At 33.4% G+C, this 18,587-nt stretch carries 19 protein-coding genes; all 19 read right to left on the minus strand.

Annotated features, from left to right (window positions below):
* Nucleotides 1–218: 218 nt before the first annotated feature.
* The 19 genes from AC0608_RS01310 to AC0608_RS01400 all read right to left on the minus strand — a co-directional run bounded on the left by AC0608_RS01310 (nt 219) and on the right by AC0608_RS01400 (nt 18,579).
* Nucleotides 219–1,367: a DegT/DnrJ/EryC1/StrS family aminotransferase gene (locus AC0608_RS01310; protein WP_478287869.1), complete on the minus strand. Its 1,149-nt coding sequence runs from the start codon at nt 1,365–1,367 to the stop codon at nt 219–221.
* Between the two features lie 58 nt (nt 1,368–1,425).
* On the minus strand, nt 1,426–2,007 hold the full coding sequence (locus AC0608_RS01315; protein WP_478287870.1) for a sugar transferase: 582 nt from the start codon (nt 2,005–2,007) through the stop codon (nt 1,426–1,428).
* 48 nt (nt 2,008–2,055) lie between these two features.
* Nucleotides 2,056–3,009, minus strand: coding sequence for an MraY family glycosyltransferase (locus tag AC0608_RS01320; protein WP_478287871.1), 954 nt, complete (start codon nt 3,007–3,009; stop codon nt 2,056–2,058).
* 61 nt (nt 3,010–3,070) lie between these two features.
* Nucleotides 3,071–3,940, minus strand: coding sequence for a glucose-1-phosphate thymidylyltransferase RfbA (gene rfbA / locus AC0608_RS01325; protein ID WP_478287872.1), 870 nt, complete (start codon nt 3,938–3,940; stop codon nt 3,071–3,073).
* A 109-nt stretch (nt 3,941–4,049) separates the two neighbouring features.
* Nucleotides 4,050–5,096, minus strand: coding sequence for a dTDP-glucose 4,6-dehydratase (rfbB, locus tag AC0608_RS01330; protein ID WP_478287873.1), 1,047 nt, complete (start codon nt 5,094–5,096; stop codon nt 4,050–4,052).
* Nucleotide 5,097: 1 nt separating this feature from the next.
* Entirely contained in the window at nt 5,098–5,958 is an 861-nt protein-coding gene (gene rfbD / locus AC0608_RS01335) for a dTDP-4-dehydrorhamnose reductase (protein ID WP_478287874.1), read from the minus strand.
* Nucleotides 5,948–6,502, minus strand: a complete 555-nt coding sequence (gene rfbC / locus AC0608_RS01340; RefSeq protein ID WP_478287875.1) for a dTDP-4-dehydrorhamnose 3,5-epimerase — start codon at nt 6,500–6,502, stop codon at nt 5,948–5,950. Before rfbC ends, rfbD begins: the two co-directional genes overlap by 11 nt.
* A gap of 9 nt (nt 6,503–6,511) precedes the next feature.
* Entirely contained in the window at nt 6,512–7,405 is an 894-nt protein-coding gene (locus tag AC0608_RS01345) for an NAD-dependent epimerase/dehydratase family protein (RefSeq protein WP_478287876.1), read from the minus strand.
* A gap of 2 nt (nt 7,406–7,407) precedes the next feature.
* Nucleotides 7,408–8,613 (minus strand): glycosyltransferase family 4 protein, encoded by a 1,206-nt coding sequence (locus tag AC0608_RS01350; protein WP_478287877.1) that lies wholly within the window; start codon nt 8,611–8,613, stop codon nt 7,408–7,410.
* A 4-nt stretch (nt 8,614–8,617) separates the two neighbouring features.
* On the minus strand, nt 8,618–9,760 hold the full coding sequence (wecB, locus tag AC0608_RS01355; protein ID WP_478287878.1) for a non-hydrolyzing UDP-N-acetylglucosamine 2-epimerase: 1,143 nt from the start codon (nt 9,758–9,760) through the stop codon (nt 8,618–8,620).
* 43 nt (nt 9,761–9,803) lie between these two features.
* The gene (locus tag AC0608_RS01360; RefSeq protein ID WP_478287879.1) at nt 9,804–10,922 is read right to left on the minus strand and encodes a polysaccharide biosynthesis C-terminal domain-containing protein; all 1,119 of its coding nucleotides are present in this window, start codon (nt 10,920–10,922) and stop codon (nt 9,804–9,806) included.
* A 98-nt stretch (nt 10,923–11,020) separates the two neighbouring features.
* Nucleotides 11,021–11,434 carry a cupin domain-containing protein gene (locus AC0608_RS01365; protein WP_478287880.1) on the minus strand — a complete coding sequence of 138 codons (414 nt, stop codon included), beginning with the start codon at nt 11,432–11,434 and terminating at the stop codon, nt 11,021–11,023.
* 76 nt (nt 11,435–11,510) lie between these two features.
* The gene (locus AC0608_RS01370; protein WP_478287881.1) at nt 11,511–12,545 is read right to left on the minus strand and encodes a polysaccharide biosynthesis protein; all 1,035 of its coding nucleotides are present in this window, start codon (nt 12,543–12,545) and stop codon (nt 11,511–11,513) included.
* 135 nt (nt 12,546–12,680) lie between these two features.
* Nucleotides 12,681–13,451, minus strand: a complete 771-nt coding sequence (locus AC0608_RS01375; RefSeq protein ID WP_478287882.1) for an AglZ/HisF2 family acetamidino modification protein — start codon at nt 13,449–13,451, stop codon at nt 12,681–12,683.
* Between the two features lie 2 nt (nt 13,452–13,453).
* The gene (gene hisH, locus AC0608_RS01380) at nt 13,454–14,068 is read right to left on the minus strand and encodes an imidazole glycerol phosphate synthase subunit HisH (RefSeq protein ID WP_478287883.1); all 615 of its coding nucleotides are present in this window, start codon (nt 14,066–14,068) and stop codon (nt 13,454–13,456) included.
* Entirely contained in the window at nt 14,065–15,207 is a 1,143-nt protein-coding gene (locus AC0608_RS01385) for an N-acetyl sugar amidotransferase (protein ID WP_478287884.1), read from the minus strand. The genes hisH and AC0608_RS01385 overlap by 4 nt, the downstream gene beginning before the upstream one ends.
* 55 nt (nt 15,208–15,262) lie before the next feature.
* Complete coding sequence (locus AC0608_RS01390) at nt 15,263–16,213, minus strand: NAD-dependent epimerase/dehydratase family protein (RefSeq protein WP_478287885.1); 951 nt, start codon at nt 16,211–16,213, stop codon at nt 15,263–15,265.
* Between the two features lie 9 nt (nt 16,214–16,222).
* The gene (locus tag AC0608_RS01395; protein ID WP_478287886.1) at nt 16,223–17,326 is read right to left on the minus strand and encodes a glycosyltransferase family 4 protein; all 1,104 of its coding nucleotides are present in this window, start codon (nt 17,324–17,326) and stop codon (nt 16,223–16,225) included.
* Nucleotides 17,327–17,379: 53 nt separating this feature from the next.
* The gene (locus tag AC0608_RS01400) at nt 17,380–18,579 is read right to left on the minus strand and encodes a glycosyltransferase (protein ID WP_478287887.1); all 1,200 of its coding nucleotides are present in this window, start codon (nt 18,577–18,579) and stop codon (nt 17,380–17,382) included.
* Nucleotides 18,580–18,587 lie beyond the last annotated feature (8 nt).

An 18,587-nucleotide genomic window follows, 5' to 3' on the forward strand; every position in this document is an offset into this window, starting at 1 on the left:
TGTTAAAATGTAACTTTTGTAAAAATATTATCTCACAAAACGACTTATATGGATATATATTAGCAAAAATGATCTCTAAAACCGTTTTTAAATTGTAATTTATCTCTAATTTGCTCTTCCTTTATATTCTAACAGCGCTCCATAGTATGCGTTTAACATAGTAATAAACTGTAATTAAAGTACCATTTGTTTTATGAACTAAACTAGATTTATACTCTCTAGAACGATTTTATTTTAAATAATTGCAAAATAACAGATTTAATCTTTTCACAATCCTCTTTAGTCAAATTAGAACCGGAGGGTAAACAAAGTCCATTTTCAAAAAGCATTTCAGAAACAGTAGTACCATAATACGGATATTTCCAAAAAACAGGTTGTAAATGCATTGGTTTCCACAAAGGACGAGATTCTATATCTTCTGCTTTTAATGCTAACCTTAAAATCTCTCTGGTTACACCATTAGTTTCTTCAGGATTTATTAGAATGGTCGTTAACCAATAATTAGAAAAATAATCTGTATTAGGGACTTTAAAAACTATAACTCCCTGAGTATCATCAAACAATTCGATGTAAAAATCATGCATATTTCTTCTTAGCCCAATATGAACATCCAAAACTTCCATTTGTCCCCGACCGATACCTGCACTTATGTTACTCATCCTATAATTATATCCTATCTCGCTATGCTGATAATGAGGTGCTTCATCTCTGGCTTGTGTGGCCAAAAAAATAGCCTTTTTTTTAAGTGCTTCTGAAGGAGTGACTATCGCTCCTCCTCCGGATGTAGTGATAATTTTACTCCCATTAAAAGAAAAGATCCCAATATCCCCAAAAGTACCACACCTCCATCCTTTATAGCTACTACCTAATGCTTCAGCACTGTCTTCAAGAATGGGAATAGCATATTTATTGGCTACTGCTCTTACTTCATCAATTTTATATGGAGTACCGTACAAATGCACCGCTAATATTACTTTAGGGGTTATGCCTTTTGCAATCGTATCTATAATCGCTTCTTCAAGCGCAATAGGACACAGATTCCAGGTTTCTGGTTCACTATCTATAAATACTGGGGTTGCACCTAAATATAAAACAGGATTGGCAGAAGCCGAAAAGGTCATACTCTGACAAATTACAATATCTCCTGACTGGACACCTAAAAGAATTAATCCCAAATGAATGGCTGCAGTTCCAGAATTCAAAACGGCAACGTGGCATGATCCCACATACTTTTCTAAATCCTCTTCAAAACAGTTTATGTTTGAACCCACAGGAGCAATCCAATTCGAATCAAAAGCTTCTTGTATGTATTTCAGTTCACTCCCTCCCATGTGAGGAGTAGAAAGCCAAATTTTATGTTTATGCATCTTCTAAAAATAAAAATGTAATATACATGATTAATCTTATGTTTTCGTTCGGTATTTTTTAATTATTTTTTTTAGAAAGAAAAATAATTAAAATTGTTTTACAAATAATAGTAATGTCACCCCAAAAACTCTGATTGTAATAATACTTGAGATTCAATTGAACTTTATCCGGAAAAATAATTGCATCGTTATAAACTAATGGAAACTGATACTTAACTAGTAACAATTCTTCCTTATTATATTTTATGGAAGCTAAACTAGTTAATCCGGGTTTCAAATCAATTATTTTTCGGCTCTCACCTTCTAACAAATCATAATAGCCAGGCAAATCAGGTCTTGGACCTACTACACTCATCTCCCCTTTTAAAACGTTAAATAATTGAGGTAATTCGTCCAGTTTATAGTTCCGAAGTAACTGCCCTATTTTAGAAACACGAGGTTTTTCTGAAGATAATAAAACTTGAATGGTACGGAGTTTATAAATTTTGAATGGTTTACCAAACTGACCAATACGCTCTTGGATAAAGATTCCATTAGTATGAGTATCGATAACTGCGAGCAACCAACAAATTAACACAACCCAAAAAAATAAGAGAAGTGTGAATAGAGAAAAAATAATATCAAAAACCCGTTTTGTCATATCCTTGAAAGTATTTTATTCGGGATAAAAATACAAGCAAAAAACGAATTATAAAACTCTGACGATCATTTTTCGAGTAAGAAAATTTCGAACTAATAAATAAATAAACGTCAGTAATACTAGAAATCCACCAATAAAAATGAAGGTTAAATACCCTTTGGTATCCATATAAATAATAAATCCATTTATTATCAATTGAAATCCGGCATAAACAAAGGATACTAAAACATGAGAACACCCTCTTTCATTGGCTAAATATTGGTATAAATGAGAGCGGTGCGGCTGGAATATATTTTCTTTTTTTAGCAATCTATTAATGATAGTAATTACAGCATCGATCCCATAAACGGAAAAGAAAAGAATATACCCGATTTGCCCTGAATCAATAATGGTCTTTATCATAAAATAGCCCAAAAAAAGTGCCATACTAATGCTCCCAACATCCCCTGCAAAGGTTTTAGCTTTTTTTCGAACATTAAATAGGCCAAAAGCCAAACAAGACAATCCCATGGTAATCAGTAAGGGTAAGCTGGCTTTGTTGATTGGTAAAAAAGAAAAAGTACCTATGGCTGCTACCGCGTACAAGACGGTTATCCCATTGATCCCATCCATAAAATTAAAGGCGTTTACCCAACCTATAAGGAGTACAAACACAACAGGAAGCAACCACAAAGGTTCATAAAATAACTGCAACTCATAAAAAACCAAACCCACAGCTATGACATGTGAAATAAAACGAGGCAACTGAGACAGCGGTTTGATGTCATCAATAAAACTTACTATAGCCACTAAGACTACCGCAAGCGTAACAGCCCAAGAAACATATCCCAGTAAAAAAGCAATACTTATGGCTATTGGAAAAATAATACCGCCACCTCTTAATGTAATAGAAGTATGTGATGATCTACTATTGGGTTTATCAATGATATTATACTTATCTGCAATTTTGAAATAAATAAGTTCAATACCAACCAATAAGATAATTAATGCAACGTAAACCATTTTCTAAAACTATATGTAATCTATTACCTGAAATCTATTATTTAAATACTGCCTGAAACGCTTATGACTTGTGTTTCAACAAGCCCAAAAGATACTCTCCATATCCCGATTTTTTCAAAAGCTCCGCTAATTCTTGAAGTTGTTGTTCTGTAATAAATCCTTGTCTCCATGCAATTTCTTCGATGCAACCCACTTTCAATCCTTGACGCTCTTCAATAACCTGAACAAATTGTCCCGCTTGCATTAGGCTATTAAAAGTACCAGTATCTAACCATGCGGTTCCTCTGCTTAAAATTCCCACTTTCAAAGCTCCTTTTTCTAGGAACACTTTGTTCACATCCGTAATTTCGTATTCCCCACGAGCGCTTGGTTTGATATTCTTGGCAATTTCGACTACTGAATTATCATAAAAATACAAACCGGGTACCGCGTAATTTGATTTGGGTTCCAACGGTTTCTCTTCAATAGAAAGCGCTTTAAAATTAGCATCAAATTCGACTACACCATAACGTTCCGGGTCTGAAACGTGATAAGCAAATACTACCCCACCTTCAGGATTGGTATTTGACTTCAACAATTCATCCATATTGGAACCAAAGAAAATATTATCTCCTAAAACTAAAGCTACGCTATCTTTCCCTATGAATTCTTCTCCAATTACAAAAGCTTGAGCTAATCCATTAGGAATAGGCTGCTCAGCATAACTAAATTGACATCCAATTGACGCTCCGTCCCCTAACAATTTCTTAAAATTAGGTAAATCATGAGGCGTAGAAATAATTAATATTTCATTGATTCCTGCCATCATCAAGGTAGACAACGGATAATAAATCATTGGTTTGTCATAAACCGGCATCATTTGTTTACTCATGGCCAGCGTTAACGGATGCAAACGGGTTCCAGAACCCCCAGCTAATATAATTCCTTTCATAAATGTTAAATTTATTTTTTATTTGTCATTTATGGTATCGCTTTTTATTTATTAGTTTGCTAACGCATCCTTCTTTATTAATGGCGATTTCATATTTTTTGACTTTTGACTAATGATACTGTTTTTCGTAATAAGTAGCATATTCCCCTGAGGTAATATTATTCAGCCAGATTTGATTTTCCAAATACCAATTTACGGTCCTTTCCAATCCTTGCTCAAAAGTAACCGAAGGCTTCCATCCTAATTCTTTGTTTATCTTATTGGCATCAATAGCATAACGCAAATCATGCCCTGGACGGTCTTTCACATACGAAATCAATTGTTCCGAAGTTCCTTCCGGACGACCTAATTTCTCATCCATTATTTTGCAAAGTAATTTAACCAAATCAATATTTTGCCATTCATTAAATCCGCCAATATTATACGTATCATGGTTAACTCCTTGATGAAAAACCAAATCAATTGCTACTGCATGATCTTCAACAAAAAGCCAGTCACGGGTATATTTCCCATCGCCATAAACGGGTAAAGGTTTATTTTGAATGATATTATTGATGAATAACGGAATTAATTTTTCAGGAAAATGAAACGGCCCGTAATTATTGGAACAATTGGTCAACACATAAGGCAAACCATACGTTTCACCATACGCTCTGACAAAATGATCAGAACTGGCTTTCGAAGCAGAATACGGAGAATTAGGATCGTAAGCCGTTGTCTCAGTAAACAATCCTTCGGCACATAAACTGCCATAAACCTCATCGGTACTGATGTGGTAAAAACGTTTCCCTTCATAATTTCCTTGCCAAGTGGTCTTAGCCGCATTCAATAAATTCATCGTTCCGATAACATTTGTTTTCACAAAAGATAACGGATCCGTTATAGAACGATCCACATGCGATTCGGCAGCTAAATGCAAAACGCCATCAAATTGATGCTGCGTAAACAATTGATCAATAAATGTTGCATCAACGATATCTCCCTTTATAAAAGTATAATTAGGCGCTTTTTCAATATCAACAATATTTTCGAGATTCCCGGCATACGTAAGCGCATCCAAATTAAAAATTTGATATTGAGGATATTTATTAACGAAAAGTCGTACTACATGAGATCCTATAAAACCCGCACCTCCGGTAATTAATATTTTTTTCATTTTATATAATTTTTAAACATTTTTTCAAACTATCTTTATAATTCGGTACGACAACTCCAAAAGTATTTTTTATTTTAGTTTTATCCAACAAAGAATATTGCGGGCGTTTTGCAGGTGTAGGATAATTGGAGGAGAGAATTCCGCTAACTTCACAATCAAAATTTCCTAATTCTTTAATTGCCAATGCAAATTCATACCAACTAATCTCTCCCTCATTAGAAAAATTATAAATACCTGCCTGCCAATTAGCATTTGCCAAAATCGTCATAATAGCTTGAGCCAAATCTGCGGCATAAGTTGGGCTGCCTATCTGATCATTTACAACATTTAGGCTATCCCTTTCTTGCATTAATCTGGACATCATTTTTACAAAATTATTTCCAAAACTAGAATACACCCAAGAAGTCCTAATAATAATTGAATTTGGATTTTCTTGCAAACAAGCCTTTTCACCTGCCAACTTAGTCATACCATAAACATTAATAGGATTCGTTGAAGCAGTTTCGCTCAATGCAGTACCTGTGGTACCATCAAAAACATAATCGGTAGAAACATGTATCAATTTACAGTCATTGACATGACTCCATTTTGCTAGTACAGCAACTGCTTGGTGATTTAAAACATCCGACAATTCTAGCTCGGACTCTGCTCTGTCTACTGCAGTATGGGCAGCACAATTGATAATAGACTGAGGACTTATAGTGGCTAATTTGGTTTCTAAATCTACTAAATTACAAAAATCCAGCTCTCCTCTATCAGTAAAAATCCATTCAAACTGAGTATAGTTTTTTGACAATACAGCCAATTCAGAACCCAATTGTCCTTTAGATCCAGTAACTAAAATTTTTCCTTTATGAATCAAAACTCCAATCTATTTCGTTAAAACTAGGCAAAATTAAATCCTTTTCTGAAACAATAATTTCTTTAGGATCTAATCGCCAATCAATAGCTAAAGTTGGGTCATCAAAACGAATTCCTCTCTCACTTTCTTTATGGTACAATTGATCTACTTTATACATCACTGAGGCTGTTTCACTCAAAACCGAAAAACCATGAGCAAAGCCATGAGGTACCATTAATTGTTTTTTATTGTCCGCACTTAAAACCACACTAACATGCTGTCCGTAAGTTTTAGAATTTTTGCGTAAATCGACTGCTACATCAAGGATTTCTCCTTGTAATACCCGAATTAATTTAGCTTGTGCGAAAGGGTTAATCTGCAAATGTAATCCCCGAATCACACCTCGTTCCGAGAAAGACTGATTGTCCTGTTTAAAAGAATAATTGATATCTTTTCCTGAAAATTGAGCTTGATTATAAGTTTCAAAAAAATAACCCCTCGAGTCTTCAAAAACTATCGGGGTAATGATTACCAAATCATTTATAGTTGTTTTTTCAATAGTCATATTGTAATTTTATTTTTTAAATGATTGAAAGGTATTTATCAATCCTTCTTTCACATCAATGGGTAAGGGTTTACCTATTGCATTAACAATTTTTTCATTACTCACCACATAATTCTCCGTCAGCTTTTGCAAGCGTTCTGAATTAAGTTGTAAATGCAACAGATCGCCTAATTTTGCAACACCTTTTATCCATGAGGAAGGTATATTAAAAATTCGATCTTTTTTTCCTAAACTAATTCCTATTAACCGAATTAGTTCGTTGGTTGATAAAGGCGCAGCATCCGAAACATGATAAACTCCTGAGGATATAGTTGTGTTTTCTAACAATTGTTTGATTACAAAACAAAGATTTTCAATACTTAAAAAAGAGCGTTCATTTTTGAAATCTCCTAATGGCCATGGCAATCCTCTAGAAACTAATTGATATAATAAATTCAAATTCCCTTTATTTCCGGGACCATGAATCATACAAGGTCTCAGGATATAAACTCGCTTACCAATAGGTAATTCTTGCAATAAAATATAGTTCTCCGCTTGTTGTTTGGCTATCCCATAATGGGTTTGAGGGTTTGCGACAACATCTTCCTTTAATATTCCGTCAACGACATCCGCAATTGCTTTTACGGTACTCATAAATATAAAAACCGCAGCCTCTGATACTAAAAAAGCATCAAACAATTGCTTGGTCAACTCAAAATTAGCTTCATAATAATCGGTAGGATTAGATACTTTTTTTAAATCGTGTGCTTTTCCTCCAAGATGAATTAAAGTATCTGTCTTTATCTCAAAATGCTGATTGGGTATGTAACGAACACTCATCGAATTTATATCATGAGAAGCCTTTAAATAATTTTTAAGATTCGTTCCTACAAATCCTGTCGCTCCAGTTATTGTGATTTGCAATATTATTTTTTTAAGATGAATTCTAAATTATCAATACACTTACTCATAGTAAAATTTTCTTCAAAATATTTAAATCCATTTCCGCCAAGAATATTTCGCTCTTCATTACTCATTTTATATAATTTAAGTAGTTTTTTTGCCAACCCATCAGAATCTCCAGCATTCACAGAAAATCCGCAATTTGCATCATTAATAATCGCTGCTCCCTCTCCATTCAACATTCCTAAAATTGGCTTTTGAGTACATAAATAGGCTTGTAATTTTGCAGGTACTGTTACATTAAAAATCAATTCATCTTTTAAAGAAACTAATAGTACATCTGCTTGATTAAAAAAAGTTTTCATCGCATCTATTGGAAACCTTCCCAAAAAATGTACAGTTTGATTTAAATCATTTTCAAGCACAAAGTCATCAAGCTGTACTTTGCTCCTTCCATCTCCTATAAAAATAAAATGAATATCAGTCTTCTCTTTAAGAATTAAAGCCGTTTTTATTATAGAATTAACATCCTGTGCCACGCCTATATTACCCGCAAAAATAACCTTAAAGCCTTTTGGCAGATCGGGGATATGATAATTCGGATTACCTTTTAAAATAGAGTCCTCAGCCCAATTAGGAAAATAAACCAGCTTATCATTATAATCTCCTTTAGCTAAAATGGATTCTTTAAATCCTTTGGAACTAATTAAAATTTTATCTGAATTGTTATAAATATACTTTACCATTTTTGTGAATATAGACAAAACATATTTATTGTTTATTCCTCCTGCCGATGTTAGGCTTTCAGGCCACAAATCCAACACCCAAAAATGAAGCGGTATTTTTTGAATTTTTTTAACCATAATGGCTGGAAATCCTTGCGTTATTGGGGAAGGTTCATGTACTAAAATCACATCGAACTTCTTCTGAAAGGACAAAAAAAAAGCCCTAATAGAAGCAAAAAAAGCCCAGCTGAAATAATTTAAAAAAAGTCGAATTCCTCCACCTTTTCCTCTCGGAATTAACCAGGTTCTAATCACGTTAACTCCTTGATAATTTTCTTTTACCCTTTTAAAAAACCCATAATTTTCATGGACTTTACCTTCGGGGTAATTAGGCAATCCAGTTAAAACAGTGACTTCATGTCCTCTTTTTTTCAATTCAAGCGCAATATCATTACTTTTAAAATTCTCTGGGTAAAAATATTGGGTTACAAGAAGTACTCTCATTTCATTAATTTATTTCACTCCAAACCACTCTCTTCACATAATCGGTATAACTCAAAATAATACGTACCATTTTATCAGAAACATTGGGCATCGAATAATCGGCTACAGCTCTTAAATTACGCTCAGCTCCTCTTTTCTGAGTTTGCAATTGCGTTAATCCCTGCATAATTCTTTCAGGATTCAAACCTACCATCATTACCGACGCTTCTTCCATAGCTTCTGGACGCTCGTGTGCATCACGAATGTTCAACGCTGGAAAATTTAATGTAGAGGATTCTTCTGAAATAGTACCGCTATCCGATAAAACAGCAAAAGATTTCATTTGCAAAGCATTGTAATCATTAAACCCCATTGGCTTCAAAAACTGAACTTCTGGTCGCATGGCAATTTGTTTAGAGTCGATCATTTTTTGAGTTCTTGGATGCGTACTTACAATAATAGGATAACCATATTTTTCGGCAATCAAATTCAGGCTTTCCATCAAGCCCTTGAAGTTTTTCTCGCTATTAATATTTTCTTCTCTATGAGCCGAAACAACAAAATATTTATTTTCCTCAAGATTCAATTTATTCAGAATATCCGAAGCGTTAATATCAGACAAATAATGATTCAAAACTTCAAACATTGGTGAGCCAGTTTTGATAATTCTATCCGCGGGCAAACCTTCACGAAGTAAATATTCGCGTGCAATATCACTATAAGTCAAATTTACATCTGATACATGATCCACAATTTTACGATTCGTTTCCTCTGGTACTCGTTGGTCGAAACATCTATTGCCCGCTTCCATATGAAATATTGGAATGTGTCTTTTTTTAGCTGGAATAGCACATAAACAACTGTTGGTATCTCCTAAAACCAAAAAAGCATCTGGTTTTTCACTTTCTAACAAAGGATCAATTTTAATTAAAATTTGCCCTACTGTTTCTATGGCCGTAGCTCCAGCTGCATTCAGGAAAAAATCTGGTTTACGAATCCCCAAATCCTCAAAAAATATTTGGTTTAATTCGTAATCATAATTTTGTCCTGTGTGTACTATTACATGCTCAATAGCTTCCGAAGCATCTAAGGCTGCCATCACTCTCGATAATCGTATAATTTCCGGTCGTGTACCCACCACGGTCATTACTTTTAATTGTGCTTTCATTATTTTATTTTTTTCCCTAAGAAAGGTTTTATTTAAATCAATATTATACGTTCTCAAAATACGTATCTGGATCATTCGGATCATAAAATTCATTAATCCAAAAATTGGTATAAAGAATATCTTCCCCAATGTTTTTTATATTATGAGTATACCAAATAGGCATATCTACATAAGCGGGTTCATTTCCATCAAGATAAAAATCCAATACTTCATTTGTACCAATGCGACGCAATTGAATTAAAGCTTTCCCTTTAATTACAGCAAAACGTTCTATCTTTCGGGTATGGTAATGATTTCCTCTGGTAATACCGGGCACAGTCGTAGAAAATGATACTTGTCCTCCAACTCCTAATCGAATGATTTCTACAAAGGATCCTCTAGGATCTGTATGCTCGACAAATTTTACTGGAAAATGAGTTACAATATCCATATAACAGCGAAATGTATTGAACAGATTCAGTTCAAATGTAGTATCGATAGTTGGAATTACCCCGTTGTCTTGGTATTGCTCTTTATAGGTTTCAAGCAACGATAATAGTTGAGAAACTTTAAATTCCGAGGTATGAGGAATAACAGTCTCTGATTTACTTTCTCCACTTCTAATTTCTGAAAGAATTACATGAACCAATTCTTCTACATAAATTAGTTTAACATCTCCATCAATTTCAATTGTGGGAGTTTCATTATGTGCCAATTTATGGCAAAAGGTAGCTACTACTGAATTGTAATTGGGATGTCCGAAAGGTCCAAATACATTAGGAATTATCATTCCGGTAAATTTGCCTCCAGATCTTTTTGCCCAATACATCATTAACTCCCGTCCTTCTTTTTTAGATTTTCCATACAGGTTATCTCTTTCTTCTTGGGTAGAAGAGGAGAATAAGATATGTGCTTTAGAACTTGTAACTTCAAGAGCCTTTATTAATTTCTGAACTAATCCAATATTCGTATCATAAATAACTTGAGCGTCATTATGACGGTTCATCGCTGCTAAATGGACAATAACATCACATTGAGAAACAAATTCATTCAGTTTGTTTTCATCAGCAAAATATTCTTTTCGAAAATCAATTCTCTGGAATTCTACTGGGAATAACCCTAAAGTATTGTATAGATGCGCCCCGACAAAACCTGCCTGTCCTGTTATTCCTATTTTAATCATAATTATATTTTCCAATTGATTTCATGCTGATAATAGCTGATCAGCTACATGCTGATTCTTTAATTTCATAAAATTAAAAAAATCTGTGTGAAACTTTTCTATTTAAAATAATCAATATCAAATCGATATTCATCTTGAATGGTTCCTAACAAATAATCTGCCATGACCAACAGTTTAGCTCCTTCCTTGAGTGCTTGAATACTACTTACATATCCTTGAGGAACATGGAGAACATCAAGTGTTTCAGCTTTTACGATAAAAGAGAGTGATTTTAACCCTTTGGAAGGATTCTCCCAATTATCAATGGCAATCAATTCAATTTTAAAACTACCTTGCAAAACAGAAAACCACCGTTGCTCTATGCAGTGTCCTTGCCACCCACGAACAAATTCGATCTCGCTATTTTCTATGAGATAAATCCTTTTTATAGCCGTTGCATCAAAAGAATTGTTAAATCGAACTGTACCTCTAGTATCAGAATGATTTCCTCCTGTTATTATTTTTGGAATCATAGTTTTAAATCAAAAAATCAGCAATCGTTAATCTTTACACGAGCCAAAGGCGAACTGGCGAAGCAATCAAAAATCCCTATCCTGGCATTTGAGCCACATCCTCACCAAAAACTTCCTTACGAATCAAAGGCAAAGTAGCCAAAAGTTCTTTCATTCCTTCTACCCCTTGCTGTTCAGTATTATGAGAATGATAATCTTCTATAATAGAAACGTCTTGTTCTCCCTCCGAAAAATATTGTGCATAATTCAAATCACGGTTATCGGCTGGAATTCGGTAGAAATCTCCCATATCCTCTGCTTTAACCATCTCTTCACGAGTACACAAGGTTTCATATAATTTTTCACCATGACGGGTGCCAATAATCTTGATTTCAGTATCCGACTTACACATTTCTTTTAATGCTTGTGCTAAATCTCCAATAGTTCCCGCAGGGGCTTTGTTTACAAATAAATCGCCTGGATTACCATGCTCAAAAGCGAACAGTACTAGTTCTACAGCTTCATCCAACGACATTAAAAAACGAGTCATATTCGGATCCGTAATCGTAATTGGATTCCCTTCCTGAATTTGTTTTAAAAATAGTGGAATCACTGATCCTCTCGATGCCATCACATTTCCGTAACGGGTTAAACAAACTGTTGTGTCGCTCAAATTTCTTGATGCAGCTACAGCCACTTTTTCCATTAGTGCTTTAGAAATTCCCATAGCATTAATAGGGTAAGCCGCTTTGTCTGTGCTCAAGCAAATTACTTTTTTAACTTTATTGTATCCAGCGGCATCAATCACATTCTGGGTTCCGAATACATTAGTCTTAGTTGCTTCTAATGGGAAAAACTCACAGGAAGGCACTTGTTTTAAAGCAGCGGCATGAAAGACATAATCTACCCCACGCATCGCACGTTCTACACTATTGTAATCACGAACGTCGCCGATGTAAAACTTAAGCCTATCATTCTTCAATTGATTACGCATATCGTCTTGTTTCTTCTCATCACGAGAAAAAATACGAATTTCTTTGAAATGATCAGTATTTAGAAAACGATTTAACACTGCGTTACCAAAAGAACCAGTACCACCAGTTATAAGGAGGATTTTATCTTGTATTTTCATTTTATTTTATTCTTTCTAAAAAAATTATTCTTGCTGATATTCTCAAATTTAGCTCCTTGTTTATTTTTAAAATTTAAAAAAACTGCATTCATCCGCGTTCTTTATAATCTGCGCTCATGTGCGTGAAAATTTTCATTATGGCTTTATTTTAAAAATTTTATTTTTTTCTAACTGTGTCGGATAGTTTATCAAAACCGCTTTATAAGGGCCTCTAAACACGAATAAACTTCCTGCAGCTACTCCAATCACACCGTGTTCATTAATCACTTTTTCAATATCATCCAAAGAACCCGCACCTCCTAACACAGTCATAGGAAGGGAAATTTTTTCACGGACTTTAGCAATTAAATCCAAATCGTACCCTTTCATGACCCCATCTTTATCGATAGAATTGATTACTATTTCTCCTGCTCCTAATTTCTGAGCTTCTTCTACAAATTTAAAAGGATTAATTCCTGTGGCTTTTTTACCATTATGGGTATATACTTCGTACCCACCAAGTAATTTTTTCTTAACATCGAGAACTACTATAACACTTTGAGCTCCTACACGATCTGAAATTTTGGTAATTAACTTTGGATTTTGTAAAACTGCCGAACTTAAGGCAACTTTTTCAATCCCAAGGCTAAAAATACGTTGTGCATGTTCTACAGTTTTAACGCCGCCTCCATAACACAAGGGCATCATCGATTGACTAGCCAAACGCTCGATAAGACTGTAATTGGGTTCTTTTCCCAATACGGTCGCGTCTATGTCAAAAATAGCCAATTCATCAACCGCTTTTTCATTAAAAATTTTAACCGCATTAATAGGATCGCCTACGTATTTAGGATTCTTAAAATTCACGGTTTTTACCAAACCATTCTCATGAATCAAAAGACTAGGTATAATTCTTGGTCTAAGCATGATTACAATTTTGCGAAATTACGTAACAAGATTTCTCCGTAATGATGACTTTTTTCTGGGTGAAATTGAATCCCATACACATTCTCGTGTTGGGCTGCACAAGTAAACTCACCTCCATACTCTGAAGTCGCCAAGATTTCAGCCACATTATTGCATTCAAAATAATAGGAATGTAGAAAATAAAACAAAGCATCTTTTTCCAATCCCTTAAATAATGGATTCGAGATTACAGGATGTACATCATTCCAACCCATGTGTGGGAGTCTTGTAACTTGCTGTATTTTGGTCTCATCAAATTTCTTTATAGAAGCATCTATCCATTTTAACCCCTCTAGCTTTCCTTCATCACTGGAATTCCCCATCATTTGCATGCCTACGCAAATACCAATAACTGGCACTTTCTTCACCATGACCAATTCATCTAATTTTTCGCGCATACCCGATTTTATCAATTCCGACATAGCATGATCAAAATGACCTACTCCTGGCAAAATCATTTTTTGGGCATCCTCTAAATCAGCCACAGTTTTGGCAATTTTGGTTTGAACATTAACTCTTTTATAGACATTCACAAAAGCATTAATATTACCCACACCGTAATCAATAATTGTTATCATCTAAATAATCGCTTTTCTAGGCCTAATTTCTGCATTATCATTGCGCCAAAACCTATTAATTTTATTTTGTTTCTATAATCGTGAAAGGTTTTATTTTCGCCTTCAAATATTTCTTGTAATTCACTCACCGTCAAGTCCAATTTATCGGCAACATATTCAAATTCTTTTTCTAAAAAGTCTTCACTCAATTCGGGTTTTGAAACCCTTTCCAAAGCTTCTTCTCTTGTCATTTGCTTAGTTAGAATCAAACTCGAGAAATGGGCACGTCGCTTTTGAAAACCAAATTTTTTCGGCAACCAGTAATCTTCATAAAAACGAGTAAATCTAGATTCGTGGTGTTTGTGCTGAAAAGGTTCCCAACCAAATTTCTCCATCAATAATTTTTCCACATCCGTTTTGATATATGGAACTAAATTTAACGGTTTAAAAACTTGCATCCCTAAAACATAGCGGTAATACAGTTTATAGCTCAAAATATCCACTAACGGAAAAGTCTTAAGCGGGTGTTTTCCAAACTTGGAATGTATGTCTTTCACTAGCATCGTGTCAATCCCAGGAAAACCTCCCCATTCTTCGGGTTCTCTGCAACATTCTGTAGAGAAGTTTCCACCGGTTAGAACGTACTTAATTTTATTTTTCTTAGCAAATTTATATAGACCTGAAAAAAAAGCGTAATCCTGTGGCAAATCCTGATCGGCAATTTGAGATTTAAGAAAAGCAACTTGCAAATCTTTCATTTCTTCCCAATTGATAACATCAGTGTATAAGTCCAATCTTAAACCATTACACAATTTCTCGATATTCCCAACGGCTTTATCGGTATTCCAGCCCGCATCTACATGAAATAAAAGAGGTCGTAATCCCATAATTTCTTTCGCAACATAGGCAACATAGGAGCTATCAAGCCCACCACTTAAACCAATGATACAATCAAAATCTTTCCCTTGTCCTTCTTTCTTAATTTTCTCAGCAACTTGCATCAATTCGTTATACCCTTTTTCATCTGTATCCCAATTGGGTAGAATTATGTTTTGAAAATTATGGTAGTAATCAGATATTCCATTTGCATCAAAAACGATATTCGGATCCGAGGTATCCATAATGGTTTTGGTGCAGATTTGGTAAGGTTTATTATTCATTTTTTACTTTTTATTTTACTGTCTAAATATTTCAAAAAACACAAAAAATTATTTATCAATTTAACTTTATCTCAGAATTTACCCATAGCCATACTTTCTCCAATCCATCCTTAATTTTAACTTTGGGTTCCCATCCTAATTCTGAATTAATTTTACTAATGTTCAAGACATTAAATTCACAATCAAATACCCTTGATGGCTTAGAAATTGTTTGTATATCCTCTCCTGACACTTCGTTAATCATATCCAAAACCTCTCTAATCGTATATCCCTCTTGACTCCCAACATTATAAGTTACTGTATTAGCCATTCGATGTTTATTTTCAATACAACATTTAATCGCTTCCGCTAGATCCAAAACATGTATAAAATCACGTATCACGCGACCATCAGCATACAAGTCTATAGTTCTATTATTAATTAAAGCATTAAAAGCATAACCAACAATACCTTGGGGCTTCTTAAGGTTTTGATGATTACCGTAAACATTTGAAGGACGTAGAATAATACTCTCAAAAGACGATCTTTTTGTAATAAAATCAATATAGTTTTCGGCAATTATTTTTGACAAACCATAGGCTGATATCGGATTTTTAGTACTATCTTCTTTTAAAAATGTCTTATTTGGAGAATCACCATATATTGTTCCTCCTGAAGAAATAAAAACAAAACGTTTTAAATTTTCTAATCTATTTACAGATTCTAAAAAATGGATTAACGGAGTAACGTTAAAACTAAAATCATCCGCTAAACTATCCATAGAAGCACTTGGAACCAAATCATTTACTAACCAAACAATATTTTCATATTCAGCTAAAGCTTCTATTAATTTAGATGTTTTGTTAACATCTATTAACCTTCTTTTAATTTTATCTGTAATATTTGGTAAATCTTCAATCACACTTCTACCAATTACCAAAACATTGTAATCTTCTTCTATAAAAAAATTTGCTAGATTAGTTCCAATAAAACCACCTCCTCCTATCAGCGCAATTGATTTGTTCATTATAAAAAATTATTTTTTAAAAAAATCATTAAAAATTTCAACTATAGCCCCCTGATAAATTGATGTCCTATATTTTCCAAGAGCCTCATTACGGTTATTAAAAGCAATTTCTTCCAATTGATTTTTATAACCCAATACATCTTCAATTGCCTTTTTTATAGATAGAACAGATTTTTTTTCAACCATAAAGCCATTTTCTTTGTCAGCAAAAATAAAAGGTATTCCACTATGGTTACTGGTAATCACGACACAACCTGTTGCATATGCTTCCAAAATACTTATTGGCTGTCCCTCAAAAGGGTAATAAGTTGGTAAACAAAACACGTGAGATTGGCAGTAGAGTTCTCTTTTCTTTTCACCGTCTATGAATTTACCAATATAATTTAATCCATTATGAGTTTTTATTTTTGTCAAGAACTCATTTTCACTTTCTTGAGATTCGAAACCTCCAACAAATACTATATTCACTTGTTTTTTGGAAGCTTCTTCTAATTCAATATACGCATCCGCTAATTCATCATAGCCTTTACCTGGTATTAAATTACTTAAATATAAAATTTGAATGCTTTGTTTGTCTGAGAACTTTGCTTTTATTTCTTCATCATTAACAAACAAAAAATCTTCTGCAAAATTAGGGACAATATGTATTTTTTCTTTTTTAATAACTTTTGAAAAAAAATTAAAATTTACTGGACCTTCCACAATAACCCCACCAATTTTGTTAATGAAGAAACAATTGATTTTTTGCAGAATTCCTTTACTTTCAAGTATTTTTTTCATTCCAGCACCACCTAGCATATGAATAAATATTTTATGACGACTCTTATAGCAAATAACATATACAAATAAATCCCTAAGATTTCCAAAAAATGACTCTGCCAAAGACAAATATATTATGTCATTGTTTTTTCTTTTTTTCCATACTTCAACTAAAATATAAAATATATCAAATACTCTTTTCAGCGAATTAAACCCGTTTTTTAAGCTACTTTTACTAAGATTAACAATTGTTACATCTTGTTTGTCATGAAGCAATTTATCTAGCAAAACTTTACTTGCTTTAGATTGTCCATTTATAGGAAGAGGAATTGGAGCTATAAAAAGTATTTTCATGTGTGATTGTAATATTTTTTTGTATAAAACGTACCGTGTAATCAAGATTTATCTTATAATTTATTTTTCAATACTTCGATAAGTTTTCCTATCTGAATAAAATTATTTTTTTCTTGTAAAACATAGGATTTTGCATTATTTCCGAACAGATCAAGTTCTTCTTGAGATTTTGACAAACAACTTAATATTGATTTCTTAACCCCTTCGACAGTTTCCGATTCAATATAAAACATTTTGTCAAAATAGTCATCTGGTATCCCTAGAAGTTTTGTGGTAAGAACAGGCGTCCCAGATGACATATATTCCATTAATTTGGATGGAAAAGAGTATTTAGTAAACTCATTATCCGTAAATCTAGGGTTTACCAATAATTTTGCTTTTTTTTCAAACTCAAGTATTTCATCATTAGGACGATTTCCAAAATATTTTATTCTAGGGTCTCTAAGCGAATACAACTCTATCTCTTTTTCCATATCACCATTGCCAAACAACCACAACTCATAATTACCTTCTATCCCATGAAAGGCATCTAAAAGCACTCTTAATCCAAATTTTTCAAAAAGAGCTCCTGCATACATTAAAGCATTTTTGTTAGCAAAAATATCACTCTCTGCCGCCTTAATTGTAGCATCTGTAAAACCTTCTATAATTTGATAAGGTTTATTACCAAAGCTATTCTCCATATATTTGGTAATATAAACATAGAAATCATTTACACGAACAATTCTCTTAGAAAGATTTATATACAGCGGAATAAATATTTCTTTCAGTGAAGATTTGTTTTTAGAATATGAAAATTCATATTCAGGCATATCTGGCACAAAAGAAGTAACATAAATATTTTTCAAAAACTTCAAAGGCGCAATTGCAATAAGAAATGGAAGATATATAAAACTAAAAACGATTACTCTCTTTTCATTACCTGCATTTTTGAAATACCATTTTATTGAAAAATAAAACAAATACAATGAAATTGTTAATTGCTTTATAAATATAATATTTATGAAAGGAATGTAATAATTACCATCTATTTTTCTTTTATTCCATAAAAAAACCTTACAAACAGGATACATTCCAATAGGCACCAAAAATAAATTGGTGCTATTGTCTCCAACATTATGTTTGAATCCCTCTCCAATAAGACGAGTATATTTCATAGCTGCAATTGACATGTTTCCATCATTGCTTGATAACTCGTTTAACTTAAATATAACATCTTGATTGGCAAAGACACCAATAAATAAAAACTTCATGCTAATTT

This window comes from Flavobacterium sp. GNP008, assembly GCF_056428965.1.